Origin of the sequence: Streptomyces sp. PH10-H1 (genome assembly GCF_030063355.1) — a bacterium.
Taxonomy (GTDB): Bacteria; Actinomycetota; Actinomycetes; order Streptomycetales; family Streptomycetaceae; genus Actinacidiphila.
Genome location: NZ_JASISZ010000095.1, coordinates 1 through 25,861, shown reverse-complemented (window position 1 = coordinate 25,861; position 25,861 = coordinate 1). Strand labels below are relative to the sequence as shown.

The following is a 25,861-nucleotide window of genomic DNA, read 5'->3' as shown; positions in this document are numbered from 1 at the left end:
TCGAGGAGTTGGGCGCCCATGCCGGTCCATTGCGAGCCCTGGCCGGGGAATACGAAGACGGTTTTGCCGTCGGTGTCGGCGGTGCCGGTCACGACGTTGGACGCCGGCTCACCCAGACTCAGGGCCTCAAGACCGGCCACCGCGTGGGCGTGGTCGGTGGCGGTGACCACCGCGCGCTGGTCGAGCGCCGCGCGGGAGTTCACCAGTGCGTAGGCGATGTCACTGAGCCGCAGATCGTGGTCGGTGCCGGTTTCGAGGAGGTCCAGCAGCCGGCCGGCCTGGGCGCGCAGCGCTTCGGGAGACTTGGCCGACAGCGTGAGAGCCACCGGGCCTTCCGGGCCGCCGTTCTCGCGCGGCGCGGATTCGACGGGCGGGGCCTGCTCGATGATGACGTGGGCGTTGGTGCCGCTGACACCGAACGCGGACACCGCCGCGCGGCGCGGACGGTCGGTCTCGGGCCACGGCCGCGCCTGGGTGAGCAGTTCCACCGCGCCCGCCGACCAGTCGACCTTGGTGGAGGGCTGGTCGACGTGCAGGGTCTTGGGCAGCACCCCATGACGCATCGCCTGAACCATCTTGATGATTCCGGCGACGCCGGCCGCGGCTTGTGCGTGGCCGATGTTGGACTTCAGCGAGCCGAGCCAGAGCGGAAGCTGCGGGTCGCGGTCCTGGCCGTACGTGGCCAGCAGCGCCTGCGCCTCGATCGGGTCGCCCAGCGTCGTGCCGGTGCCGTGCCCCTCGACGGCGTCGACATCCGCCGATGACAGATGGGCGTTGGCGAGCGCCTGCCGGATCACCCGCTGCTGCGAGGGGCCGCTCGGGGCGGTGAGGCCGTTGGAGGCGCCGTCCTGGTTGATGGCGGAGCCGCGGATGACCGCGACCACCGGGTGTCCGAGCCGCTGTGCGTCGGAGAGCCGCTCCACGAGGAGCAGGCCGACGCCCTCGGCCCAGCCGGTACCGTCCGCCGCCTCGGCGAACGCCTTGCACCGGCCGTCCGCGGCCAGCGCCCGCTGCCGGGAGAACTCGACGAACGACGTCGGCTGGGACATCAGGGCCACGCCGCCGGCCAGGGCCATCGTGCATTCGCCGTTGCGCAGCGACTGCGCCGCGAGGTGGATGGCGACGAGCGAGGACGAGCAGGCGGTGTCGATGGTGAGGGCGGGTCCCTCGAGACCGAGGGTGTACGACACCCGGCCGGAGGCGACGCTGCCCGCAGTGCCGGTCGCCAGATAGCCCTCCAACTCCTCGGGCGCCTGGTCCACATGGGTTCCGTAGTCGTGGTACATCACGCCGGAGAACACGCCGACGTTGCCGCCGCGCAGGGTTGCGGGGTCGATGCCGGCCCGCTCGAAGGTCTCCCAGGAGGTCTCCAGCAGCAGCCGCTGCTGCGGGTCCATGGCGACGGCCTCACGCGGCGAGATCCCGAAGAAGTCCGCGTCGAAGTCGGCCATGTCGTAGAGGAAGCCGCCCTCGTGGACGTACGACGTGCGGCGCCGGCTGCCGTCGGGGTCGTAGAGCTCCCCGAGGTTCCAGCCGCGGTCCTCGGGGAAGCCGGAGACGGCGTCGACGCCCTGCTCGACGAGGTGCCACAGCTCCTCGGGCGAGGAGACCCCGCCCGGCAGCCGGCACGCCATCCCGACGATCGCGATCGGCTCGTCGGAGCCCACGACCTCGGGCTGCAGCTCCTCGGGAGCGGTCTCGACGCCCATCAGCAGGTTGCGGAGCTGCTGGGCGACGGCGTTCGGCCGGGGGTAGTCGAAGGCGAGGGTGGCGGGCAGCTTCAGCCCGGTGCCCTCGGTCAGCCGGTTGCGCAGGGCCACGGCGTGCAGGGAGGTGAACCCGAGGTCCTTGAAGGCGCGCTCGGGGCCGATCGCTGAGATCCCGCCCAGCTCCCGGACCCGGGACGCCTCGGTGCGCACCATGTCGAGCAGCAGCCGGAACTGCTCGGCGTCGGACAGCCGGCCGAGCCGCTTGCGCAGCGCGTCGGCCCGCCGCTCGTCCGAGCTGGCGGCGCCGGGGGTGGTGTCGATGAGGCCGCGCAGCAGGGGCGGGACCTCGCCGGTGGCGATCCGCGCCGTGTCCAGCGCCATCGGGAGCAGGAACGCCTGCCCGGTCATGTGGGCGGCGTCGAACATGGCCAGTCCGGCGCGCGCGTCCAGCGTGCCGACACCGGCGGCCTGCTCGCGGCCGGGATCGCCCGGCTGCTCCGTACCGTCCGTGCGGGCCGTACCCTCCGAGCGGGCCGTGCCGTCCGCCGCGTTGGCGGGCTCCGTCTGCTCCCACGGCCCCCAGGCCAAGGAGAGCGCGGGCAGGCCGCGGTCGGCGCGGTGCTGGGCCAGCGCGTCGGCGAAGGCGGTGTAGGACGCGCGCTCGCCTTCACCCGCCGCGCCCAGGATGCCGTCGGCCGAGGAGTGCAGGACGAAGGTCGCGGGGGTGCGGCCGAGGGTCTGCTCATGCAGGTTCAGCAGGGCGGCGACCGCGGATTCCAGCGGACGCCCTGGCCGGTGCGCGACGGCCTCCTGCCAGGAGTGCGCGTGCACCACCGCGGTCAGCGGGCGTTCGGCACGGTCCAGTACGGCCGCGAGCGCGGCGCGGTCGGTCAGGTCGCAGGCGGCGGGCGTCACGGCGGCGCCGAGCGCCGTCAACTCGCCGTGCAGGGCCGCGGTGCTGTAGTCCGCCACGCCGTTGGCGCTGATGAGCAGCACATGGCGGGCGTGGTGCGCGGAGACGAGGTGCCGTGCGAGGGCCGCGCCCTGCGGGCTGTCCGCGCCGGTGACCACCACGGTGCGGTCCGGGTCGACCACCGGGGGAGTGGCGGGATCGGTGGTGTTGGGCACCCGCGCCAGGCGCGGCTGCAGCGGGATCCCGGAGCGCACCGCCAGCTGGGTCTCGTCCGACGACAGCGCGACGGCGAGTGCCGCGGGCAGCGCGTCCAGGGACTCCTGGGTGTCATCGAGGTCGAGCAGTACGATCCGGTCCTGATGGGTGGCCTGGAGCGAGCGAACGAGCCCCCACAGGGGGGCATGGGCCAGATTATGGAGGGTCTCCCGCTGGCCCGCGGCGACCGCGCCGCGGGTGGCCACCGCCAGCCGGGTGCCGGAGAGCCGGCTGTCGGCCAGCCAGGCGTCCATGGCGGCGGCGAGTTCCCGCACCGTCCGCTGCACGGACTCGGCGAGGCCGCCGGACGAGACGGATGCGACGCCGGACGAGACGGGTGCGACGTCGGGGGAGAACACCACCGCGTCGGGCACCGGTTCCCCGGCGGCCAGGGTGCGCGCCAGCCGCTCCTCCAGATTCGTCTCCAGCGCGGTGACGTCGGGACCGGTCACGGTCCAGTGCGAGGGGTGGTCCCCGGGCCCGGGGACGGAGGGCAGCGGGACCCAGTCGAGGCGCAGCAGCGACTCGAAGTGGCTGCTGTTGGCGGCGCGCAGCCGCATCGGCTGTTCCAGCAGCTTGTGCCGGGTGATCTTGCCGGACTGGGTGCGCGGTATCCGGGCGATCTCGTAGAGCTCCTCGGGGACCTTGAAGTAGGCGAGCTTCTCCCGGCAGGCGGCATAGAGGAGTTCGGGGTCGAGTCCCCCGGGACCCGGCACGAGGAAGGCGACGGGCACCTCGCCGAGCACGTCGTGCGGGGTGCCCACCACGGCGGCGTCGGCGACACCCGGCACGGTGCGCAGTACTTCCTCGACCTCCACGGGGTGGATGTTCTCCCCGCCCCGGATGATGAGTTCCTTGATCCGGCCGGTGATGGTGAAGTAGCCGGCCTCGTCGCGCCGGGCCAGGTCACCGGTGCGGTACCAGCCGTCCTGCAGCGCCTCCGCGGTGGCCAGCGGATTGTTGTGGTAACCGGTCATGACGTTCGGGCCGCTGACCCAGACCTCGCCCTCCTGCCCGGTGCCCACCTCCACGCCGGTCCTGGTGTCCACCAGGCGCACGTTGACGCCGGGGACGGGCAGCCCGCAGGAGCCCTCCACCCGGGCGCCGGTGGGCCAGTTGATGGTGATCGAGCCGCAGGTCTCCGTGCTGCCGTAGGCGTCGAGCAGCGGAGCCCCGTAGGCCTTCTCGAAGGCGGTGCGCAGGGCGGCAGTGGTGACCGCACCGCCGACCAGGCACATCCTCAGCTGAGGGGCCTGGAAGCCCTTCCGGGCGGCGGCCCTGACCAGGTAGTGGTACATGGTCGGCACACCGGCGAGGAAGGTGGAGTTCTCCTCCTCCAGGGCCTGCAGAACGTCGTCGGCCGAGAAGCCGTCGACGATACGGGCGGAGGCGCCGACCGCCGTCACGCCCAGCACGCACACGATGTGCGACAGGCTGTGGAAGAGCGGCAGCGGCCACAGCACCCGGTCCTCGGAGGTGAGTCCGGGGATGGGCGCGTAGCAGGCGGCGACCGACCAGAGCCCGTTGCGCTGCGTGGACAGCACGCCCTTGGGCTTGCCGGTCGTGCCGGAGGTGTAGAGCATCCAGGCGAGGTCGTCCAGACCGAGGTCGTCCCGGGCCGGTACCGCCGGTTCCGAGCCGGCCAGCGTCTCGAACGCCACCGTCCCGGCGGGTGCGTCCACCGGGATACCCGTGCCGCCGGTGACCACGATCCGCACAGTGCGGCGTTCGCCGAGCACATGACGGAGCTGGCCGATGTGGGCCGCGTCGGTGATGACCACCCGGGCGCCGCTGTCATCGAGGAGATAGCCGAGTTCGGTATCGGTGGACCTCGGATTGAGCGGCACGCCGATGGCGGAGGCCCTGGTGATGGCCAGGTAGCTCTCGATCGTCTCCACGCAGTTGCCGAGATAGATCACCGCCCGGTCGCCGGGCTGCAGCCGCAGCGCGGCCAGATGCCCGGCGATCCGTCCGGTACGTTTCTCCAACTCCGCATAGCTGACGTCGCGCCGGGAGTCGCTGAAGGCGACCTTGTCCCCGAAACGGTTCGCATGCTCCTTGAGCAGTTCCGGCAACGGTCGGATCAGCTCGGTACGCAGCATGTCAACACACCCCTCGATACGGACTGACGACGCGGATCTCGCATGTCCCAGTCTCGTTGATCGGGGAATTATCGGAACCCCTGGAAGCCCCCCTAAGAGAACCCTGACTTGAGCCCCCTGGAAATTCTGATGAGTGTTCAACAGAGGGGGTCATCCGTCCAGGTCTACTATCCATACATGCCCGTATCCGTCAAGGATACTGGGGTAGTGGAGCGGGTCGAGTAAGAGTAAATTCAGCCTTCTCCGCATGGGATCACGGCTAAAAACGAAGTGAGGTAATCCGTCATGACGTACAGCTGGATCTTCTGCCGTATGCCTGCTCCGCAACGGACGGACGGGCGCGGCGGTGTCACCCCAGGAGTGCCATCCACACTCCCTGAACTGGTACGCGGCTTCCGAAGGGCGGACGCCGACAGCCGGTGGTTCTTCCACCGCATCGACCAGCCCGCAGCGCCCGGCCTCGCCCTCTGGTTCGGCGGCGGCACACGTGTACTGCGCGAAATAGAGGAGCGAATACAGGGAGAATGCGCGGCGCCCGGCCGCCCGATCGAATTCGAGCACTTCCCGCAGATGGTGACGCAGCATCCGCACGCCTGCGACATCGAATTCACCGACGATCTCGCAACGGCCTCCAGTGACCTGGCGCTCGAGCTGATGCAGGGCAGTGGATACACGCCGGATGAGCAGCTGGCGCTGGCCATTCTTCACCTGCGTCATCTGGTCGCCCTTGTTCCGGAACGGGAACGGCGTGCATTTCTCTTCCAGTGCTGGCAGAACTGGACCGAGGGCCTGACCCCGGATCAGCGCACCGAACTGTCGGGGCAGGCGGAACTCGAGGAGTCCGCCGCACTGCTCGCCGTGCTGGCTCCCCCCATGCGGAACGCCGTCGCGGACCGCTGGTACCGCTACCTCGTCACTCTGCACCGGGTCACCACCGGCCAGTGGGCCAACGAGGGCGCGCCGGTCAATTACCACCTGTTCGACCATGCCCATCTGACCCACGGCCGGCTCGGCATCCCCGCCGTCACGGAGGCGCTGGCCGCACGGCTGGTGCGGGCGTCGCTCAGCCCTTCGGGCCGCGACCACCTGCCGCTGGCCGTTCCGGCCGCGGCGCTCCAGACCGCGTGAGCCGGCCGATCCCGGCCGATCCCGGCCATGACGATCCCGGCCATGACGATCCCGTTCGTGACGATCCCGGTCACGACGACGCAGAGAGAGGAGACGGAATGAGCCCGACGCAGGCGCCGCACCGGCAGGTGGAGGTGGACCTCGGCGGCGACCGCGCGTACACCGTCCATATCGGTCCGGGCGTACGCGAGTTGCTCCCCGAGATGGTGGCACGGCTCGGCGCCCGGCGGGCGGCCGTCGTCTCGGCGCGGCCCGCGTCGTCGGTGCCCGATCCGGGCGTCCCCACCCTGTGGCTGGACGCGCGGGACGGAGAGCAGGACAAGACCCTGGACACCGTCGGTGAACTCTGTGGGGAATTCGCCCGGTTCGGGCTCACCCGCAGTGATGTCGTCATCTCGTGCGGCGGCGGCACCACCACCGACACCGTCGGGCTCGCGGCCTCGCTCTTCCACCGGGGCGTCCCCGTGGTGCACCTGCCCACCTCGCTGCTGGCGCAGGTGGACGCGAGTATCGGTGGCAAGACGGGGGTGAACCTGCCGGAGGGCAAGAACCTGGTCGGCGCGTACTGGCAGCCCAGGGCGGTGCTGTGCGACACCGACTTCCTGTCGACCCTCCCCGACGCGGAGCGGGTGAACGGCTACGGGGAACTGGCGCGGTGCCACTTCATCGGGGCCGGGGACCTGCGCGGTCTGCCGCTGCACGAGCAGATCGCGGCGAGCGTGTCGCTCAAGGCGTCGATCGTGACCGCCGATGAGCGGGACACCGGACTGCGGCACATCCTCAACTACGGTCACACGCTGGGCCACGCGCTGGAACTGGCGACGGACTTCGCGCTGCGGCACGGTGAGGCGGTGGCGATCGGCACGGTGTTCGCCGGCCGGCTCGCCGGGGCGCTCGGCCGTATCGACGGGGAGCGCGTCGCCGAACACCTGGAGGTGGTGGAGAGCTACGGGCTGCCCACCGGGGTGCCGGCCGCGCTCGACCCGCTGGATCTCATCCGCTACATGCGCCGGGACAAGAAGGCGAGCCGCGGGCTGGCCTTCGTCCTCGACGGACCGCGCGGCGTGGAACTGGTGCAGGACGTACCGGAAGCCGTCGTCGCCGGATGCCTGGAGGCGATGCCCCGGCCCACGTCCTGAACCCCACGTCATGAACGACGTACCATCGCGGAACGCAAGGATTGGCCCGGACGTTGCAGCGTCCGGGCCAACATGCGTTCAGGGGGCCGTCGGTGGCCTGGGCCGGGCTCAGCCCACCGGCACGGTGGCCGGGCACAGCACCAGGAGGTCCGAGGGCCTGCGCAGTACGGCCTGCGGACCGGCCGCCAGCAGCGCGGCCTCGTCCGTATCGGCCCACATCGCGGCGGCGGCCGCGACCCCGGCGCCATGGGCGCTGGCCAGGTCGGTCACCGCGTCCCCGACCATCACCGCTTCCCAGGGGTGTGCTCCCAGCACGGACAGGGCGAGTTCGACCATGTCCGGCGCGGGCTTGGGACGGGCCACCTCGTCGGAGCCGATCACCTGCTCGAACATCGACAGCACACCGATCTGGTCCAGGAGCGCGCGGGCGCGGGGGCCGCTCTTGCCGGTGGCGACCGCCATCTTGATACCGCGGTCGCGCAGCTCCATCAGCAGCTCGGGCACGCCGTCGAAGAGCCGCACCTGACCGGAGAGCCGGTAACTCTCGCGGACGAACGGCGTCTCCATCTCCGGCGGCAGGTTCATGATCCGCATGATGTCCGGGAAGAACCGTCCGAGGTGCTTGTTGTACTCCTCGAACGGCGCCTCACCGTCGCCGACGACCTCGGCGTAGGCGGTGGTGAAGGCCTGACGCATGACCTCATAGCTGTCGACCAGCACCCCGTCGAGATCGAAGACCACCGCCCGTATGCGATGGCGCGCGAGCAGCGCGGGATAGGGCCAGGAATCACCTGTCGGGTTCTTCGGCATGGTTGCCCCCCGTGTTGAGTAGATAGGGATACGCGTCCGTGCGTGCCGTCCGGGTCGCGGAACGCGCATCGGAGCGGGCCTTGTGGGCCGAGCGGTAGATACGTTCGATGACGGAGATCGTCCGGCGGACCTCCTCGACGGTCCTGCCCTTGCTCGCGGGATCGGCGAGCAGCGCGGGAAGGTCGTCGAGCTGACGGAGGTACTCCGTACCGATCTCCTCGTCGGGCAGCGCCACCTCGGTGGTGATGCCGTCCTGGACACGGGTCAGCGTCGACCCGTGCTTGCGGTTGGGGCTGAACCCGAAGGTGCAGCGCAGCGTCGCGGTGCCGGCGCTGCCGTCGACCCGCAGGAGGGTGACATCGTGCGGCTCGTGCGAGGCCCAGCTGGCCCTTATGGCCACCGACACCCCGTCCTCGGTCACCAGGAAGCCGCGCGCGGTGTCCTCGACGTCGCCGTCCTCCTGCCAGCCGGCGGGCATGTCGCGCCGCCAGGCCGCCCGCGAGGACGCGTTGTTGACGAAGTCGTCGGAGACGGTGCCGACGGCCTGGTCGAAGCCGACGGGACCCAGGATGGGACCGACGGTGTCGAGCAGGTGCCAGCCGAGGTCGAGCAGCGCCCCGCCGCCCGCGAACTGCCGCTGGGTGAACCAGCCGCCCGCGTTCGGTACGCCCCGGGCGCGCACCCAGGACAGCTCCACGTGCCGGATCTGCCCCAGGTCCTTGTCGATGACGTCGCGCAGCACCTGGATGTCCGCGCGGTACCGGGCCGCGCTTCCCGCCAGCAGCACGGCGTCGTTCGCGGCCTCCGCCACCGCCAGTTGCTCCGCCTCCGCGGAGTTGAGGCACACCGGTTTCTCCAGGAACACCGGGATGCCCATGTGGAGGAGCCGGCACGCGACCGCGCTGTGCAGATGGTTGGGCACGGCGACGACCGCGAGGTCGATCGTGCTCCGGTCCAGCTCCGAGACATCGGACAGCAGCTGGGTACCGGTCCTGCCGTGGGTCATCGCGTCGCGCGCCGCCGGGCTCGGATCCACCACGGCGGAGACCACGAACGACGGGTGCTCGCGTAGCCGCGGTAACCAGATCGACTTCGCCGCCCACCCCAGGCCCACCACGGCCGTACGGACCGGGGCGCCTGCATGCCCGGTCGGCCCGCGGCCGGTCATGCCCGGGTGACGACGTCGGCGACGGCGGCTGCGACCTCGTACATCTGCTGCTCGGTGCCGAGCAGTGTGCGGTGGTGCAGCCAGATGCAGTCGGCGTTGATGGCCTCGGTGTTGGGGCACCGGGCGGCCAGCTCGTCGACGGTCTCGGCGGGGGCCGCCGTCTCCCAGAAGCCGTCCGACCGGTAGATCGCCCGGAAGGCGATGAAGGCCGGCAGCCCCCGCGCGATCAGCTGGTCGACGAGCGCGTCGCGCTTCTCCTCGGCGATTCCGGGGATCCGGAACATCGACATGTAGTGCGGATTGACGGTGACCCGCTCGTCCATGGACTGCGGCACCACGCCCGGGATCTCGGCGAGCAGGCTCGCGAGCAGCGGCGCGCGCTGCTCGCGGGTCGCGATCTGCCCGTCCAGCCGGCCGAGCTGGGCGCGCAGCACCGAGGCCGAGAACTCATTGAGCCGGAAGTTCGACCCGGAGGTCGTGTGGAAGTACTTGCGGTCGGTGCGCGAGCGGCCGCAGCTGTGCCGCAGGAACGCCTCCTGATAGGACGCCTCGTCCGAGAAAAGCACCGCGCCGCCCTCGCCCGCGGTCATCAGTTTGCCGTTCTGGAAGCTGAAGGCCGCGATCGAGCCCAGCTCACCGACCCGCTGGCCCTGCCACTGCGCGCCGTGGGCGTGCGCCGCGTCCTGCACGAGCGGCACACCGGAGTCCGCGGAGAGCTTGGCCAGCGCGTCCATGTCGGCGAAGTGACCGGCCATGTGGACGGGCATGATCGCGCGGGTCCTGGAGGTGATGGCCGCCTCGGTGGCCGCCACATCGATGCAGTACGTGTCCGGGTCCACGTCGACGGGCACCGCGACGGCGCCCAGACGCTGTGCGGCCTGGGACGAGGAGATGAAGGTGAAGGCCGGCACGATGACCTCGCTGCCGGGGCCGACCCCGGCCACCTGCAGGGCGAGTTCGAGGGCATGGGTGCCGTTGGTGACGGCCAGCGCGCGCACGGCACCGTGATGTTCGGCGAACTCGCGCTCGAAGGAGTCGACTTCACTGCCGCCCATGCGCCACCACTGGCCCTGGTCCAGAGCGCGTATCAGACCGGTTCGCTCCTCGTCGCCGAACTGCGGCCACTGAGGGAGGTCCGAGAACTTCTGCGCACGATCATTCATGATGATCTGTTCCTTCTTTCGACGATTTCGACGATTGACGCGAACCGGGAGACTGGAAATCCACCGCCGCAGCGCGCTAATCTTCGGTGGTCGCCACTGCGGCGGTGAATTCTGATCCGGGCAGATATCACGCTACCTCGGTGAAGACGACACTTCCCATCCCCTACCGGGTCCCCTCTTTCCCCCTTACGTTCCGGGGAAGGGTCAGCGGGATTCCCGCTCGATCGCGGGTTCCTGATACAAAGTTGACGGGGCATAGCCAGTGTCCGTGAATCCTGAACCGCTGCGCGAGGTGAATCATGAGCGCGATACTCCTGCTGAACGGGCCCAACCTGGGAATCCTGGGGCAGCGTGAGCCCGACGTGTACGGAACCGACAGCCTGCTCGACATCGAGGAGGCCATTCAGGAGGAAGTGGCGGGCCGGGACTGGAAAGTGATCTCCTACCAGAGCGATACGGAGGGCGATCTGGTCCGCACGATCCATGAGAGCTACGACACGGTCGGTGCGATCGTGAACCCGGGTGCCCTCATGATCGCGGGGTGGAGCCTGCGCGACGCCCTGGCCAACTACCCCCGGCCCTGGATCGAAGTGCATCTGTCGAACGTCTGGGCCCGGGAGCAGTTCCGCCATGAGTCGGTCATCGCGCCGCTCGCTGACGGTGTGGTCGTCGGGCTCGGAGCGCTGGGATACCGGCTCGGGGCCCGCGCCCTGCTGGCGCTGGTCAACGACAAGTGACAGGAGCGACACACATGCAGGGCACGGCCACCGGTAACCAAGCGTGGATCCGGCGCTATCATCCAGCGCCGGAGAGCCGTATTCGTCTGGTCGCGCTGCCACACGCGGGCGGCTCCGCCACCTACTTCCATCCGCTCTCCGCGGCGCTGAGCCCCGAGGTCGAGACGCTCGCCGTGCAGTACCCCGGCCGGCAGGACCGCAGGCACGAGGCGCCCGTCCAGGACATCGGCGGCCTCGCCGATCACGTCACCGAGGCCCTGCGCCCCTACGTGGACCGCCCGTTGGCCCTGTTCGGCCACAGTATGGGCTCGACCATCGCCTTCGAGGTCGCCCGCCGGCTGGAACGTGACGGCACACCGCCGGTGGCGCTGATCGCCTCCGGCCGCCGCGCGCCCCGCACCGACCGGCGGGAAGGCATCCACCGGCTCGACGACGCGGCCATCCTGGCGGAGGTCCGGCTGCTGGGCGGCACGGACGAGACGATGCTGCAGGACGAGGAACTCGTCGCGCTGACGCTGACCGCCCTGCGCAACGACTACAAGGCGGTCGAGACCTACCGGTGCGACCCGGGCGCGGTGCTCTCCTGCCCGGTCACGGTACTGGTCGGTGACAACGACCCGAGGGTCTCGATCGAGGAGGCGCGGGCCTGGGGCGCGCACACCACCGCCGAGTTCGGCCTGCATGTCTTCAGCGGCGGTCACTTCTACCTGGCGGAGCACCAGCGGGCGGTGACCGAGCGGCTGCGCGCCGTCCTGGAACCCCATATGCGGTGAGAACGTGAGCGGCACGCACGATGGAGGGGGGAACCGACCGGTTCCCCCCTCCATCGTGCTTCCGTCGCTCCTGTCTCCTGGAACTCACTCCGCGACGTAGGTGTTGTGACTCCAGTCGAATATGTGCAGGGCACGGCCGTCCAGTTCCTCCACATCGACGGTCGGGTAATAGTGCTCGTAGCGATTTCCGAGGAATATCTTGAGGACGTCCTCGGCCGGATCCTTGACATGGAACAGGCGTTCATCGACGGGCTTGCTTCCCATGGATCCGCCGCGCAGGATGGTGTTCACGTTTGCTGGCTTCATATTCCCCAACTCCTGTGAAAGAAGGCCTGATGTCAATGTATGAGCTGTACGTCACAGCGGGAACCCCCTAACTCTCCCTTGATTCCGCGGCCGGCGACCGGCGGCCACCGGCCGCCGTGCAATGGATGTCAGACTTCCGGTATCCGATTTCTGGATCTCTGGAGGGCAGCATGAGTTATCTGGGTATCGATGTCGGCGGTACCAAGGTCGCGCTCCGCATCGAGAGCGCCGAGGCCCCCGAGGCCGGGGAGGGCGTCTTCCGCTGGCCGGGTCCCGGCGACATCGCGCGGGACATGGCCGCCCTCGCGGCGGGCATCGCCGGGCTGCGGGAGCGCCGGCCCGGGCCGATCGCCGCGGCCGGGGTGGCGATGCCCGCGACGCTGGACCGGGCGGGGCGCGTGGTGGCCTGGCCGAACAGGCCGTACTGGCAGGGGCTCGACCTGTACGGGGAACTCCGCGCCCTTCTTCCGGGCACGAGCATCAGCAGCGCGGACGACGGGGATCTGGCCGCGATGGCGGAGGCCGATTCGGCGGGCGTACGGAACCTGGTCTATCTCGGCGTCGGTACCGGCATCGGTGGCGGGGTGGTGCTCGACGGACGGCTGTGCCCCGGCCCGGACCGCGGTTCCTGCGAGGTCGGCCATATGGTCGTCGACCGGGCGGGGCGGCTCTGCGACTGCGGGCGGCGGGGATGCGTCCAGTCGGTGGCCTCGGGCCCTGCCACGCTTCGGCGGGCGGCCGAACTACGCGGCGGCGACGTCACGTTCGCGGAGCTCCGGGCGGCCTGCGAGGACGGTGCGGGCTGGGCGCTGGAGGCGATGGAGGAGAGCGCGGCCGCGCTGGCGGCCGCCGTGACCGGACTGAGCGAGCTGATGCATCCCGAACTGGCGGTCGTCGGCGGCGGGTTCGCCACCGCACTGCCCGGCTATGTGCCGGCCGTCGCCCGGCAGGTGGACCGTCTGGTGCGGCCCGGGGGACCGCGGGTCCCGGTGCGGCGGGCGATGCTGGGCGGCCTCTCCTCGCTCCACGGCGCGGTGCTGCTGGCGCGCGGTCGCTGATCCCGCGTCACCTGCGTTTGGAGCTCTCAGACGTACGGGTGCACTGACGGCCGCCCGGCCCACGGCCGCACCCGCTCACGGACGTCCGTACCGGTGCGGCGGGCGCACCCGCCGGCCGGCGTGGGTGACCGTCCGCGTCCCGGTGCACCGACCGGTCGGCGCCGGAATCCGCCGGGTCCACTGCGGCTCCGGCCGGGTGGCCGGGGCGAGCGTCCGGTCCTGGTTGAGGATCGAGCGCTCCAGCTGCTGCAGCTCCCGGCCGGGGTCGAGGCCGAACCTGTTGAGCAGCGCCGCCCGGGTGCGCTGGTACGCGGCCAGCGCGTCGTACTGCCGGCTGCACTGGTAGAGCGCCAGCATCAGCAGTCCGCACAGCCGCTCCCGCGTCGGTTCCGCCGCTGCCATGGCCTCCAGCTCCCCGAGCAGTTCATGGTGCCTGCCGAGGTCCAGTTCGATCCGTACGCAGTCCTCGAAGACCGCCAGCCGGGCGTTCCGCACCACATCGAGTTCGGGCCAGGCGATGCCGGTCTCCGCCAGATCCGCCAGCACGGGCCCCCGCCACACGGCCAGTGCCGCGCGCAGGGAGCGGACCGCTGACTCCTGGTCCCCGGCCGCCAGTTCGGCCCTGCCCTGCTGCTCCAGCCGCCGGAAGCGGATGAGGTCGAGGCAGTCCTCGTCGATCCGCAGCCGGTAGCCCGGGGCGCAGGTGACCAGCGAGGCCGTGCCCTCGGGTCCCGCGTACTCGGCGATGAGCTTACGGAGCCCTGAAATCGCGTTCTGAATCATCTTCCGCGATGTCACCGGCACGTCGTAGCCCCACAGTGCGTTTACCAGCTTGCTGGTGGGAACGACGGTGTTCGCGTGCAGGAGAAGAAATCCGAGAGCGCTTCGCTGATTGACGCCGCCCAGCGGGACTTCGGCGTCTCCTTCAAATGCTTCGAGTGGTCCCAGTAAATTGAATCGCACACTTACTCACTCCAGTCCGCGACGGCAAGTTGGCGCGCACTTCCCCGCACGACCCGACGGGGCGCGGTGGTCCGGCCGACAGCCGTACGTACCGACCATCTCGTCCCCCTACAGTAAACAAACCGATCGACCCGTTTGTCAATCCAATGGCGGTGCCGGTTGCGGAAGTTGCCGCACAGGTAGTAGATCAAGTCTCTGACCTGTGGGAACGTAGGTTCCTTGCGGACGGCCGAGGAGGCGGTCCACCCCCTCCCAGGATTCCCGGACCGCCCCGAAGGCTCCGCGAAGCCGTCCGAGGCGCGTCCGGCGAGCCGATGGGCGGACGGTTCCCGGGCAGTGGGCGCAGGGACACCTCGGCCCCTTGAGGGGTTGCTAGCGTCCCGAGTTGCCGCCAAATGCGGAGCGCGCCGGGAAGATTCGCCGGCTGTGTTGCTGGAATTGGAACCTGCATACAACGGGAGGTGGCCAGTGGAACTGGTCGAGCGTGCAGAACACAACGAGCACCTGAATCAACTACTGGCGGAATGCGCACTGCGAAAAGGGCACGTCATCCTTTTGGACGGACCGTCGGCGAGCGGCAGAACGGAACTTCTGCGCCAGGTTGCCGAGCGCGCCGCGCTCGGCGGCGGGCCGGTACTCCACGCCTCCTGCTCCCGCGCGGAACAAGCGCTCCCTTACAGCGTGCTCGGCCAGCTCTTCCGCAGCTCGACGGTGCCGGACAGCGTGGCCGCCGAAGCCGATGAGCTGCTGCAGCGCGCCGCCCCCGGGGCGGCGGCCGAGGGAGCCGATCCGGAACACATCGGGCCGGAGACGGCCCAGCTGCTCCATGAACTGGTCCGCCTTCTTCTGCAACTCTCTGACAAAGCACCCGTGTTCATTGGAATCGACGACATCCAGCACGCGGACCCCCGGTCCCTGGACTGCCTTCTCTACCTCGCCCGCCGCCTGGGTTCGGCCCGCATCCTCGTCGTCCTGACGGGCAACCCGGAGCTGCCGCCCTCCCATCCGACGTTCCGGGCCGAACTTCTCGACCAGCCCCACGCCGGCAGGATCCTGCTGGCGCCGCTGTCCGAGGAAGGAACGGTTCAGCTGCTGTCCGGGCACTTCGACGAGCCGACGGCGGAACGGCTCGGCCCGGAGTTCCACGCGTGCAGTGGCGGGAATCTGCCCCTTCTGCACGCGCTGATCGAGGATCACACCGCGACCGGCGGCGTCCGCAAGGAGGGTTACGGCCGGGCCGTGCTCCGGCAGTTGCGCCGGGGCGACGCGGTGCTGCTGAGGACCGCGCGGGCGCTGGCGGTGCTCGGTGAGGCGTCCTCACCGGAGCGCACCGGGCGGCTGGCCGGGGTCGAGCCGCAGCAGGCCGCTCACGCCCTTCGCCTGATGACGGCGGCCGGACTGCTGCGTGACGACGGCACCTTCCGGAGCGAGATCGCCCGGATCGGCATCCTGGACGACCTGCCCCCTCAGGAGCGGGCCGAACTGCACGGCAAGGCGGCTGAGATCCTGTACGAACAGGGGGGTCCGGCGACCCAGGTCGCCCGGCTGCTCGTGGAGGCCGACCGGGCGCCGCAGGCGTGGGCCATGGGCCTGCTGCTCGAAGCGGCCGAGCAGAACCTTCTCACCGGACGGACGGAACAGGCCGTAGCGGCCCTGGAGACCGCCCACCGGCACTGCCCGCAGGACAGCCCCGAGCGCGCGTCGATCGAAGCCAAGCTCGTACGGGTGCGCTGGCGCAGCGACCCCGCGGCGGCCGACCGCCACCTGGAGTCGCTGACCGAGGCCGCGGAGGCCGGCGCTCTCGACGGGTGCGACAGCGTCGCCCTGGTCCGCCAACTGCTGTGGAACGGACGGTCCGAGGAAGCGGCGGATCTGCTGGAGAAGCTCCGCGCCACCGCCATGGAGCCGCACAGCGAAGCGGCGGCCGAACTGCACGACACCGAACTGTGGCTGGCCTGGACCCATCCGACGCTCGCGCGCAGGCGGCAGCCGCAGCCCGGCTCGCCCCGCCCGGCCGAGTCCGCACCGGCTCCGCAGCAGGACCCGTGGTGCCGCCCGACGGCGCTGCTGGCCGGCGCGCTGGTGACCGGCCGGAGCCATGAGGTCGCCGGCCACGCCGAACAGATCCTGCGGGACGGGCACGCGGTGCACGGCGACGCCTGGGCCGAGGAGCCCATGCTGCTCGCGCTGTCGGTGCTGACCTCAGCGGGCCGTTCCGACTCCGTCGCGGCCTGGTGCGACCGGCTGCTGACCGAGCCGTACACGCCCTACTCGCCGACACGGCTGGCGCTGCTCTCGGCGGTACGGGCCGACGCGGCCATCCGCCTCGGCCAGCTGTCCACGGCGGTCGACCATGCCCAACTGGCGCTGGATCACCTGACGCCCAACGCCTGGGGGGTCGCGATCGGCCTTCCGCTGGGCAGCCTGGTGCTGGCCAGCACCAGGCTGGGCCATTACGACGAGGCCGCCGGATATCTCGCCCGCTCGGTGCCCAAGGCGATGTTCCAGAGCCGGTACGGGCTGTACTACCTCCTGGCCCGCGGCCACCACCACCTCGCCACCGAGCACTACCACGCCGCGCTCGCCGACTTCCGCTCGTGCGGTGAGCTGATGCGCCGCTGGGGCATCGACGTGCCGGGCATCGGTCCGTGGCGCACCAGCGCCGCCGAGGCGTGGCTGAAGCTGGGCAACCGTGAGCAGGCCAGGCGGCTCGCCTACGACCAGCTGGGACGGCCCGGCACCACCGGATCCGAGGCGCGCGGCACCGCTCTGCGGCTGCTGGCCGCCACGAGCCCCGCCGAGCGGCGCCCGCAGATGCTGACGGAGGCCCTCGACCTGTTCGAGGAGTGCGGCAACCAGTACGAGCAGACCCGCGCGCTCGCCGATCTCAGTGACGCGTACTACCAGGTCGGTGACAGCCGGCGGGCGAGGATGCACTCGCGCAGGGCACGCCACCTGGCGGGCATGTGCGGCGCCACTTCATTGAGCCAGTCGCTGCTCTCCCTCCCCGACGAGGTCGAGGACAGCCCGTCGGTGGCGGAGTCCGCGGCCGAGTCCGCCGCGCTGACCGGATCGGAGCGCCGGGTCGCCGCGCTGGCGGTGCGGGGCTACACCAACCGTGAGATCGCCGGAAAGCTCTTCATCACGCCGAGCACGGTGGAGCAGCATCTCACGCGCATCTTCCGGAAGTTGGACGTGAACAGCCGCCGGGATCTGCCGGTCGAGCTGGGAGTGGGCGGCGGCGCCGAGGTGCTGAGCTCCAGCGGCGGCGCCGCCTAGCCAAGCGCCGGACGGGCTGAATTCAGCCCGTCCGGCGCTTGAGGACGAACCGTCCATCGGACGGTCACCCGTGGTGGGTCACGTGCGGTTGAGCGCGGCGAGATGCCGCCGGTACCACGGTGCGCTGGCCGCGAACCCGGCGGCGAAGCCGAGGCCGGGCGCGAGCCCGAGTTGCTTCCAGATCCGGCTGCTCTCGTACCAGTGGTCCTGGGTGAGCAGCCCGTGCTGGTGCGCGGACAGTTCGGGCAGTACCCGCGCTGTCAGCTCCCGGTGTGCGTCGTACGGGAGGTCGGTCCCCGGCGGCCGGACCTCCAGGTTGCGGGACAGTTCCGCCACCAGGGCGCGGAGTACCGTTGGCCGGGGATGGTTGACGTGATAGACGGAATCGAGGTCCGGGGTCCAGACGCGGCCCGCGAGACCCGTGATCACCCGGGCCAGGTCCTGGACCGCGATCAGTGACGTCCGTGCCGTCCCGCCCTCGGGCCAGACGGGGACCTTCCGCAACAGCCGGCACAAGGTGGGCACGAACCAGCGGTCTCCCGGTCCGTACACCAGATTGGGCCGCAGGACGATGCCCCCTCCGCTGAGCACCATCTCTTCGGCACGCCGGCGCGACGCGCTGGCGGCCGAGGCCGGAGCCGGAACCAACTGCGCTTCCGTCGGTCCCCGGTGCGGCCCTGGCCCGTATACGGAAGCGGTGCTGACGTATACGACCCGGTTCGTACCGGCCCGTTGGGCCTCCTCAAGCAGGACTCGAGTGCCGTGGGCGTTAATTGCTGTACACAGGGCGGGATCCTTTCCCACATAGGAGGCGAGGTGAAGCACCGTATCCGCGCCGTCACAGCTGCCCCGGAGCGTCGTCGCGTCCCTCAGGTCGGCGGCGGTCCTGCGGACTCCCGCGGCCACCATCCAGCCGGGAAGCGGACGGCGTGACAGCACGCGTATCTCGGTCGGAGAGGCTTCTGATCCGCGCGGTGCCAGCAGCTCGTGCAGTACTGCGCTGCCGATGAAGCCGGTACCCCCGGCGATCAGAATCGCTCCGCCCTCAGTCGGCAAGGACCGTGACACCGCAGGTCGCGGCGGTGACGCCACCTTGGTCGAAGCGGACGGAGACATTGTTCAACCCGAGCAGCCCCGGGGATTCGACGGTCGCCGTCACCAGGCAGGTGGTGTCGTACTCGACATAGTGGCTGAACGTCGCGTCGCAGCCGAGAGCCAGCCCGTCGGGCCGCTGGAGGGCGGCGAGCGAGGCCTGCCGTGCGGCCTCCATCACGGCCATCCCGGGGACATGGTCCACGGGGTGGTCGAAGAGCACGGGGTGGTCCGGATCGGCCCGCAGGGTCCACACCCGGTCGACACCGGTGTCGCCCAGCACCACGTCGTGTTCCCAGCGGCGGCCGACCAGTTCGGGGGCCACCGGCGCGGGCAGGACACGCAGCGGTACGGCGTCGGACTTGTCGCCGCGCAGCCTGCGGTACGTGGCATCCGAAACACAGCTCAGCGACATCCGCGTGGAGCCGATGACCCGGCCGTCGCGGATGCACTGGGCCTCGACCGAGAACGCGCTGACCATCTTCGCGCGGCGCTTGATGTTCAGGCACTGGACATCGAGCAGGACATCGGCCGGCCGGTCCGTGAGGACCGCCCCGTCCACGTCGAGGTCGTAGGACGTGCTGTGGGAGAGGAAGTGGTACCCCAGCGGCAACCCGAAAGCGTCGTGGGCTATGAGCAGTACTATCTGCCGGATCGTCTCCGCGAGCAGCACGGGGTCGTGCCAGCGCCGGCGGACCGGGCCGTAGTAGCTGTGACTGCGGGGCCACTGGGCCCCGATCCTGAATCGGTCGGGCCCGGTCTCCTGGATGCCCGTGAGGAGCACCTCCGAGACGGCTGACCGGTGGACGAAGGTGCGCGGCACTGTTCGTAGAAAGAGGTCGGGCTCCCCGATATTGGCGGGAGAAAGTTCCGCACGGTCGGCTGTTATGGCCACGCGCATCTGGACTCCTGTACGTGTGTTGAACAGGGCAAATGTCAAGCATGTGCTTGAGGGGCGCTGGTGCAGCGAGCAAAACAATACCAGGTAGTTGGTTTTTCGGCGGGAGTGTGAGAAGAATTAGTGGCACTAGTGCTCGCGGTTACGGGCAGACATGATGGAAGATCGGATCATGTCTGCCCCCGATCCCAGGAGGTTGTGATGGCCAGACAGGAACGCGCGGAAGTCACCCGGGAGGCGATCCTCGACGGTGCGGCCCGGGCCTTCGACGTCGCGGGCTTCCGGGGAACGAGCCTGAGCGACATCGTCAAGGAGGCGGGGGTGACGAAGGGGGCGCTCTACTTCCACTTCGCCTCGAAGGAGGCCCTCCGAGAGGCCATCATCGCCGAGCAGTTCGCCGTGTGGAGCCCGTTTCAGAACGTTGAGCGCCCTGGCGTCCAGACGGTGATCGACCTGCTCCACAGCATGGCGAAGAGTCTGCAGGAGAACGAGCGGGTACGTGCCGGTATCCGGCTGGTGGTCGAGCAGAGCACGCTCAGCGGCGCCAACCCCACGCCGTACATCACCTGGATCGATCTGTTCCGCAACTGTCTCGCGCAGGCGCAGGGGAGAGGGGACGTCAAGCCCGAGGTCGATGTGGACGCGGTGGCCAAGTTCATCGTCGGCTGCTGGACGGGCCTCCAGCTCACCTCGGAGGTGCTCACCGGGCGGCAGGACCTGACCCGGCGCACCACGGACATGTGGGCGCTGCTCCTGCCGGCGCTCGTTCCACCTCGCCGGATGCAGCGCTTCCTTCCCGACGGAAGCTCCGAGGCCGTCCCGGCCGACGCACCCGCGAAGCCCGCCGCTGCCGCCTCGGCCACCAGGACCGCCGCACCCGCCAAGTCCGCCGGGTCCGCCAAGCCGGCTACGGGACCGGCGCCGGCAGGCACGTCACGCCGCATTCCACAGGCGGCGACGTCCTGAACCGGTCGATATGGTCCACCGGCGTGATGGCCGGGAGCAGGATGTCCCACAGCTCCGTCAGCCGCCGGGAGGCGTCGTCCGGCGGCACGCCCAGCCAGGAGAGCGTCTCCACGCACGACACCATGGCGCTGGCCAGTACCTCGGTCGACGTCTGGACGATGCCGGCCCGCAACTCCTTGTGCTGGGCGGCCGTACGCAGCAGCTGCCGGACCTCCTCGCGCCAGGCGCGGTAGAAGTCCAGCGCTGACGGCTGCTCCAGCCGGGTCCGTTCCCGCGCGATGCGGATACTCGCGCGGACCGAGGGCTCCGAGGCCAGCAGGCGGGTGAGCCCGTGCGTGGAGTCGATGAGCACCTGCAGTGGTGACTCGTCGAACCGGCCCAGTTCTTCCATGAGGTCGTCGAAGAGATCCCGGCTGTGCCGCTGAACGGCCTCGGCCAGTTGATCCTTCGAGGAGAAGTGGAAGTAGAAGGCGCCCTTGGAGACCCCGGCCGCCTTCGTGATGGTGTCCAGGCTGGTCCTCGAGTAACCGCCGCTGTCGAACTGCTCGGACGCGGCCAGCACGATCCGCCGCAGCGTGTACTCCGCTCGCTCCTGCTTGACCATAGCCACCTCCAGGGGCCGTCCACCGCACGTCCACGCCGAGTCGGCCAACTGTATATAAAATAAAACCGGTCGATTGGTACGTCAAGTCGACTATGAGCCACTGAAGGGATCATGCGGACGCGTTCCCTCGCAGGCCAAAGGTCATAGGCCTGGCGGAGCCGGTGCCTCCGGGTGAGGATGGCGATCATGCACAACGACCTCTTCGGATCTCAGACGCCGGGCGGCGGCCCGTGCCTGATCAGACGCCGGGCGGCGGCCTGTGCCGTACCGGCGGGTCGTCGTCCGGCACGGTCACGGCCCGTTGGGCGGCCCGGGCGAGGGAGCGGCGGTCGTGGTGGGTGCCGGGCGGGATCGGGGGCAGCACGGAGACCTCGGCGACGAGGCCGCGGGCGGCGGTCACCCGGAGCAGGGAGGCCACCAGAGTGTCCTCGCCGACGAAGGCCGCCGCCGTGGCCGGGCCCCCGCGCCCTGGACGCGGTACCGGATCACGACGGGCTGCACCGCGACCCCCGCGTCCAGCGCCGCCTGGAACACGGCGGGATGGAAGCGGCCCTGCCGCCGCCCGCACCACGTGCTGCCTTCCGGGAAGACCACGACCGCGGCGCCCTCGCGCAGCACCGAGGCGATCGAGGCCACGACACCGGGCAGGGCGCGCAGCCGGTCCCGTTCGATGAAGAGGGTTCCGCCGCGGGACACCAGGGGCCCCAGAACCGGCCAGGACGCGACCTCGCTCTTGGCGAGCATCCGGGCCGGGCGTACGGCGGCGACCAGGGGGATGTCCAGCCAGGAGATGTGATTGGCCACCACCAGCACACCGCCCGAGGGGATGCGCTCCGCCCCGCCGGACGCCCGGATCCGTACCCGCACCCCGAAGGCGGTGGGCACGGTCCTGGCCCAGGCGCGGGTGAGCCGGTCCCGCAGCGCCGGACGGCAGCAGCGCGCCAGCGGCGCGAGAGCGAGCCCGGCGGCCACCATCCCGATGCCCGCCGCGCAGCGCGCCACCTGGCGCGGCCGCCCGACGGCGCCCATCGGCCCGGTCACGCAGTCCCCGGGCGTGCAGGGCGCGCTCGGCAGCCAGTAGGGGGCAGCGGGGAGTGCTGAGGCGGGACCCGACGGCGCTACGGTGGCCGGCGTCGCGGTGGTCATCGTCGCGGCGGGCGCCGAGCGCGTCGAGAGTCTCATTGCGCGGGGGCGAGCGACAGGAAGTGCCGCAGATAGCGCGGGTCGGTCCGGCGCAGCGACAGCAGCACGTAGAAGTCGGCGACGCCGAAGTCCGGGTCGTGCGCGGGCTCGCCGCACACCCAGGCGCCAAGTCGCAGATAGCCGCGCAGCAGCGGCGGGAGGGCGTTGCGGCCGCCGGGACGCGGACGTTCCAGGCCGGCCGGATCCCAGGCGCGGTGCGGCCGCACCCGGTACTCCTCCGGCGACAGGTGACGGGCCCCGACGGTGTCCCACACCCCGGCGGCGGAGGTCCCGCCGTCGGCGAGCGGCACCGAGCAGCAGCCGGCCAGCCAGTTGTGGCCGGTCCGCACCAGATAGCGGGCGGTACCGGCCCACATGAGGCCGATCACCGCTCCGTCCCGGTGGTCGGGGTGGACGCAGGACCGGCCGACCTCGACCAGGTCGCCGCGGATGCCGGCATGCCGGGTGAGGTCGAACTCGCTCTCCGCGTACAACCGCCCGGCCGCGGCGGCGCGTTCCGGCGGCAGCAGCCGGTAGGTGCCGACGACCGTGCCGGTGGCGTCCTCGCGGACGATCAGGTGGTCGCAGTGGGCGTCGAAGGGGTCGATGTCCAGACCGGGTTCCGGGGAGTCGAGCAGCGCTCCCATCTCGCCGGCGAACACCTGGTGGCGCAGCCGCTGCGCGGCCCGCACATCGGCCGCGTTCCGGGCCAGCGACACGGAGTAGCGAGGGCGGGGAAGGGTGGTGGAGAGGGCAGCCGCCTCGGGGACGGCGGTGGCGAGGGATTCCAGGGTCGTCATGGCTCCTTCATCACAGCGCCGGCTGGACTTGACGTGACCATTACCGGGCGCCGCGATGTGGGATGACTGAATGCCTGGTCGCCATGGGTCAAACCCTGGCATCGGGCAGGCCGCGCTCCCACCGGGGGTGCGGACCGCTGGAGCGTTCAGGCAGCGCCGGTGGTCCGGTCGCCCCATTCGATGGTTACCGTCCGTTGACGGGGCCCCTGGACTACCTCAATTCGAAAGAATCGAAACAGCCGGCGAATGTGCCTTTGTCCTGAGCCGCCACCGGTGGCGGCTCAGGACACCGGGTTCAGCTTTCGTCGGGCAGCGCACCGGCCCGCCATCGGTAGCTGACTGGTGATCCAGATGCCACGGGTCCTCCCTTGGTACATGCGTTGCGCGAGGTGCTGCTGGTGGGCTGGGCAGGTGGTTGTCTGCCCGGCACACCAGCAGCGTGTTGACCCGTCAGGCCGGGTCGTCGATGTCCGTCCGTTCGGCCAGCGCCGTGGCGCCGCCCGGGATGCCGATGTTGCTCATGTCGATCACTCTCCTTGCTCGGTGGGATGGTGCTGGACGGCCTGGTCCTCGGCAGCGTTCGCAGCCGTGGGCCAGGAGAGTGTGACCCGGCAGTGTTTCTTGTCGATGACCCGATCGCCTGGCAGCTGGTCATCGGGAGTGGCGGCCGGGTAGACGCCGATATGCGGGCCAGGCCCGCCGCGGTGTTCCCGGGCCCAGGTGCGCAGTTGCTCGGCTACCGCCTCGGCGAACGCGGGGCCCTGGGGGCCGAAGGCGTGGACCCCGTACTCGACGGACTTGTCGTCGGCCGTGCGGCGCGTGGTGAGGTACGCGAAGTTGCCCTCGTCGACGGCGGCCAGAGCGAACGAGCGGTTGTTCGGGGAGACCAGCCCGGTGTCGAGGTCCGGGTCCACGGCCATGACGCAGAACCCGGGGAGCGCCGTGGCGAGGTACAACTGGAGCGTGCCGACCGGCTCCTTACGCCCGACCGTCACCCCGGTCCAGATCTCCGCTCGCTGCGTGCGCCCAGCGTTGTCCAGCAGGCCCGGGTCGGCCGGCAGTCCGTCGTCGAACCGCAGGCCGATCTCGTCCGTACCGTTGATCAGCAGCAACTGCACCTGGTGCTCTCCGGCACCCTGCATGGGCACGAAGCCACAGACCAGTGCCGAAGTGCTGGCGAAGTGGTCCCCGACACGCTCGAACGCCACTGAGCGGGTCAGGCCCCGCATCCGCAGCGGCACGACGAGCCGTCCGCCCGCGGACAGCTGCGCGATCCACGCCGGCGGGATGTCCCAGGCCCCGGCGGTGACCAGGATGGCGTCGTAGGGGGCGTGCGCGCGCATGCCTTCCTCCGCGTCGGCGAGCAGAACGCGCACCTGCGGATAGCTGTTGCGGCTGGACGAGGCCGCGGGGGATCTGTTCGTCGCCCTCGAACCGGGGTACGGTCTGCGGCGCATCACCGACGATCTCTGCGCGGAGGCCGGGTTCGTGCCGAAGGTCGCGTTCGAGGGCGAGGAGGCCGAGACGCTGCGGGGTCTGGTGGCCGCGGGGCTCGGCGTGGCCCTGCTTCCGCCCCCGGCGGTGCCGCGGCCCGGCGTGGTCGAGCTGACCGTCTCCGCGCCGCGCGCGGTCCGCTACATCGGGGTCGCCTGGCTCGACGGCCATCCGGACACCGCGCCCGTCGCGGCGTTCAAGAAGTTCCTGCTGAGCCGGCGGGGTCAGCTGTTGCCGCGCTGAGCGGCGGCGCCGCGCAGGTCCCGACCTTCAGGTCGTGCGAGCCGTGCGGGCTCCGTTGTCGCTTTCCCGGCGGAACAGCCAGTCCATTCGCGGTTCCACCAGCGGGCGCAGGATCCTGCGGACGGGGGCGGTGCACGGCACCAGCGCCAGGGCGGTCGAGCCCGCGGTCAGTACGGCCTGCCCGGCGGTGCCGTGCCAGAAGGCGTTGTCGTACGCGCCCGCGTAGGCCAGGGCATGGTGGATGAACGTGTGCAGGAGGAAGGCGTACATGGTGCCCGCGCCGAGGCCCGTGAACCACATGCGGCGACGTGGCACCAGCGCCAGGAAGGCGGCGGTCAGCACCAGCCCGGCCAGGAAGATCGCGACTGATTCGGCGAGCCAGTGCCCGTACGACACATGCAGTTCTGCCGCGCTCCCGCTGCGATACACCCACAGCAATGGCATCCGTGGCACAAGCCAGTACGCCAGGACGCCCGCGATCGCGAACAGCGGTACAGCGGCGAACCGCAGCCACCGGGCCTGCCGCAGCCGCTGGAAGTGCGTGGGCTGGAGCACCAGACCAATGACGAAGAACGGCAGGAACTGCAGGGTCCTGGTGACGGAGAGCTGAGCGCCCAGCGTGAAGGCGCCACTGGCGAGGGAGATCACTACGCGATGGTGACTGGGGCCCGCAGCATGGCCCAGATCGGAGCGGTGAGCCGCCACAGGAGCGCACACGACGAGTACGAGCGCGAGCAGCTTGGCGTTGTCGAAGAACGGGTCATGCTCCCGGGCGGCACCAGGGGCGGGCTACGAGAGTGCGCCGACGCGGGTGCGACGGGGAGGTCTGCGGGGCGTTGCGAGGGCGGGGACTGGACGAGCAGCACTGTTTTTTCAATCTCATGACTCGCGGCGATATGGACCGCGCTGCGACAAAGGTTGTTTCAGTGTCTGGCGTCCGGATGCGTGCAGCGGGTCTGTACGGTTAACGGTGTAACTCCCGAGCTGGAAGCGACAGTTGATGGCTGACGTGATGAGTGACATCGAGGCCGGGGAGGCCGCCGTGGATGCTGTGGATGACGGTCTGGTTGCCGAGCTGG

General features: G+C 70.5%; 19 protein-coding genes and 2 pseudogenes. 8 read left to right on the top strand and 13 right to left on the bottom strand.

The genetic code is table 11. The features are described from left to right. Positions 1-4,979 (bottom strand): beta-ketoacyl synthase N-terminal-like domain-containing protein (locus QMK24_RS36015; protein ID WP_283471087.1); only part of this gene is annotated, 4,979 nt, incomplete at its 3' end. A 312-nt stretch (positions 4,980-5,291) separates the two neighbouring features. Here QMK24_RS36015 and QMK24_RS36010 point away from each other — a divergent pair. Further along, entirely contained in the window at positions 5,292-6,107 is an 816-nt protein-coding gene (locus QMK24_RS36010; RefSeq protein WP_283471086.1) for a lantibiotic dehydratase C-terminal domain-containing protein, read from the top strand. Between the two features lie 98 nt (positions 6,108-6,205). Continuing rightward, positions 6,206-7,246 carry a 3-dehydroquinate synthase family protein gene (locus QMK24_RS36005; protein WP_283471084.1) on the top strand — a complete coding sequence of 347 codons (1,041 nt, stop codon included), beginning with the start codon at positions 6,206-6,208 and terminating at the stop codon, positions 7,244-7,246. 108 nt (positions 7,247-7,354) lie between these two features. On the opposite strand, the gene QMK24_RS36000 is transcribed toward QMK24_RS36005, so the two are convergent. Genes QMK24_RS36000 through QMK24_RS35990 form a run of 3 tightly spaced genes read right to left on the bottom strand, consistent with a single transcriptional unit; the run spans position 7,355 to position 10,387 of the window. Next, positions 7,355-8,056 carry an HAD-IA family hydrolase gene (locus QMK24_RS36000; protein ID WP_283471083.1) on the bottom strand — a complete coding sequence of 234 codons (702 nt, stop codon included), beginning with the start codon at positions 8,054-8,056 and terminating at the stop codon, positions 7,355-7,357. Beyond that, positions 8,034-9,224 carry a Gfo/Idh/MocA family protein gene (locus QMK24_RS35995; RefSeq protein ID WP_283471082.1) on the bottom strand — a complete coding sequence of 397 codons (1,191 nt, stop codon included), beginning with the start codon at positions 9,222-9,224 and terminating at the stop codon, positions 8,034-8,036. The genes QMK24_RS36000 and QMK24_RS35995 overlap by 23 nt, the downstream gene beginning before the upstream one ends. After that, a complete protein-coding gene (locus tag QMK24_RS35990; protein WP_283471081.1) occupies positions 9,221-10,387 on the bottom strand; it encodes a DegT/DnrJ/EryC1/StrS family aminotransferase in 1,167 nt (388 codons plus the stop codon). Before QMK24_RS35990 ends, QMK24_RS35995 begins: the two co-directional genes overlap by 4 nt. A 299-nt stretch (positions 10,388-10,686) precedes the next feature. Here QMK24_RS35990 and QMK24_RS35985 point away from each other — a divergent pair, with 299 nt between their 5' ends. Together QMK24_RS35985 and QMK24_RS35980 are read left to right on the top strand one after the other, a co-directional pair. Further along, the gene (locus QMK24_RS35985) at positions 10,687-11,124 is read left to right on the top strand and encodes a type II 3-dehydroquinate dehydratase (RefSeq protein WP_283471080.1); all 438 of its coding nucleotides are present in this window, start codon (positions 10,687-10,689) and stop codon (positions 11,122-11,124) included. 14 nt (positions 11,125-11,138) lie between these two features. Beyond that, positions 11,139-11,897: a thioesterase II family protein gene (locus QMK24_RS35980; RefSeq protein WP_283471079.1), complete on the top strand. Its 759-nt coding sequence runs from the start codon at positions 11,139-11,141 to the stop codon at positions 11,895-11,897. 84 nt (positions 11,898-11,981) lie between these two features. Here QMK24_RS35980 and QMK24_RS35975 read toward each other — a convergent pair whose 3' ends face one another. Continuing rightward, complete coding sequence (locus tag QMK24_RS35975; protein ID WP_283471078.1) at positions 11,982-12,203, bottom strand: DUF5988 family protein; 222 nt, start codon at positions 12,201-12,203, stop codon at positions 11,982-11,984. A gap of 170 nt (positions 12,204-12,373) precedes the next feature. On the opposite strand from QMK24_RS35975, the gene QMK24_RS35970 reads away from it, so the two are divergent. After that, positions 12,374-13,261, top strand: coding sequence for an ROK family protein (locus QMK24_RS35970; RefSeq protein WP_283471077.1), 888 nt, complete (start codon positions 12,374-12,376; stop codon positions 13,259-13,261). Positions 13,262-13,336: 75 nt separating this feature from the next. On the opposite strand, the gene QMK24_RS35965 is transcribed toward QMK24_RS35970, so the two are convergent. Then, positions 13,337-14,224: an AfsR/SARP family transcriptional regulator gene (locus tag QMK24_RS35965; protein ID WP_283471076.1), complete on the bottom strand. Its 888-nt coding sequence runs from the start codon at positions 14,222-14,224 to the stop codon at positions 13,337-13,339. A gap of 468 nt (positions 14,225-14,692) precedes the next feature. Here QMK24_RS35965 and QMK24_RS35960 point away from each other — a divergent pair, with 468 nt between their 5' ends. Beyond that, a complete protein-coding gene (locus QMK24_RS35960) occupies positions 14,693-17,503 on the top strand; it encodes a helix-turn-helix transcriptional regulator (protein WP_283471075.1) in 2,811 nt (936 codons plus the stop codon). A 78-nt stretch (positions 17,504-17,581) separates the two neighbouring features. Here the strand turns inward: QMK24_RS35960 and QMK24_RS35955 are convergent, their stop codons facing one another. After that, entirely contained in the window at positions 17,582-18,619 is a 1,038-nt protein-coding gene (locus QMK24_RS35955) for an NAD-dependent epimerase/dehydratase family protein (protein ID WP_283471074.1), read from the bottom strand. Continuing rightward, positions 18,549-19,490: a ScbA/BarX family gamma-butyrolactone biosynthesis protein gene (locus QMK24_RS35950; protein WP_283471072.1), complete on the bottom strand. Its 942-nt coding sequence runs from the start codon at positions 19,488-19,490 to the stop codon at positions 18,549-18,551. Before QMK24_RS35950 ends, QMK24_RS35955 begins: the two co-directional genes overlap by 71 nt. A gap of 204 nt (positions 19,491-19,694) precedes the next feature. Between QMK24_RS35950 and QMK24_RS35945 the strand changes: the two genes are divergently transcribed. Next, on the top strand, positions 19,695-20,459 hold the full coding sequence (locus tag QMK24_RS35945; RefSeq protein WP_349307951.1) for a ScbR family autoregulator-binding transcription factor: 765 nt from the start codon (positions 19,695-19,697) through the stop codon (positions 20,457-20,459). Here the strand turns inward: QMK24_RS35945 and QMK24_RS35940 are convergent. The 4 genes and pseudogenes from QMK24_RS35940 to QMK24_RS35925 form a co-directional block, all read right to left on the bottom strand. Next, positions 20,401-21,063 (bottom strand): ScbR family autoregulator-binding transcription factor, encoded by a 663-nt coding sequence (locus QMK24_RS35940; protein WP_283471071.1) that lies wholly within the window; start codon positions 21,061-21,063, stop codon positions 20,401-20,403. The two genes, QMK24_RS35945 and QMK24_RS35940, sit on opposite strands and share 59 nt — an antisense overlap. A 238-nt stretch (positions 21,064-21,301) precedes the next feature. Next, positions 21,302-22,092: pseudogene (locus QMK24_RS35935) on the bottom strand (lysophospholipid acyltransferase family protein). Between the two features lie 149 nt (positions 22,093-22,241). Next, positions 22,242-23,045 carry a GNAT family N-acetyltransferase gene (locus QMK24_RS35930; protein WP_283471070.1) on the bottom strand — a complete coding sequence of 268 codons (804 nt, stop codon included), beginning with the start codon at positions 23,043-23,045 and terminating at the stop codon, positions 22,242-22,244. Between the two features lie 527 nt (positions 23,046-23,572). After that, on the bottom strand, positions 23,573-24,388 hold the full coding sequence (locus QMK24_RS35925) for a class I SAM-dependent methyltransferase (RefSeq protein WP_349307952.1): 816 nt from the start codon (positions 24,386-24,388) through the stop codon (positions 23,573-23,575). Positions 24,389-24,434: 46 nt separating this feature from the next. Here QMK24_RS35925 and QMK24_RS35920 point away from each other — a divergent pair. Continuing rightward, positions 24,435-24,782, top strand: a pseudogene (locus QMK24_RS35920) (LysR substrate-binding domain-containing protein); the annotation flags it as partial. A 27-nt stretch (positions 24,783-24,809) separates the two neighbouring features. Here QMK24_RS35920 and QMK24_RS35915 read toward each other — a convergent pair. After that, positions 24,810-25,430: an acyltransferase family protein gene (locus QMK24_RS35915; RefSeq protein ID WP_283471069.1), complete on the bottom strand. Its 621-nt coding sequence runs from the start codon at positions 25,428-25,430 to the stop codon at positions 24,810-24,812. Positions 25,431-25,861: the final 431 nt, after the last annotated feature.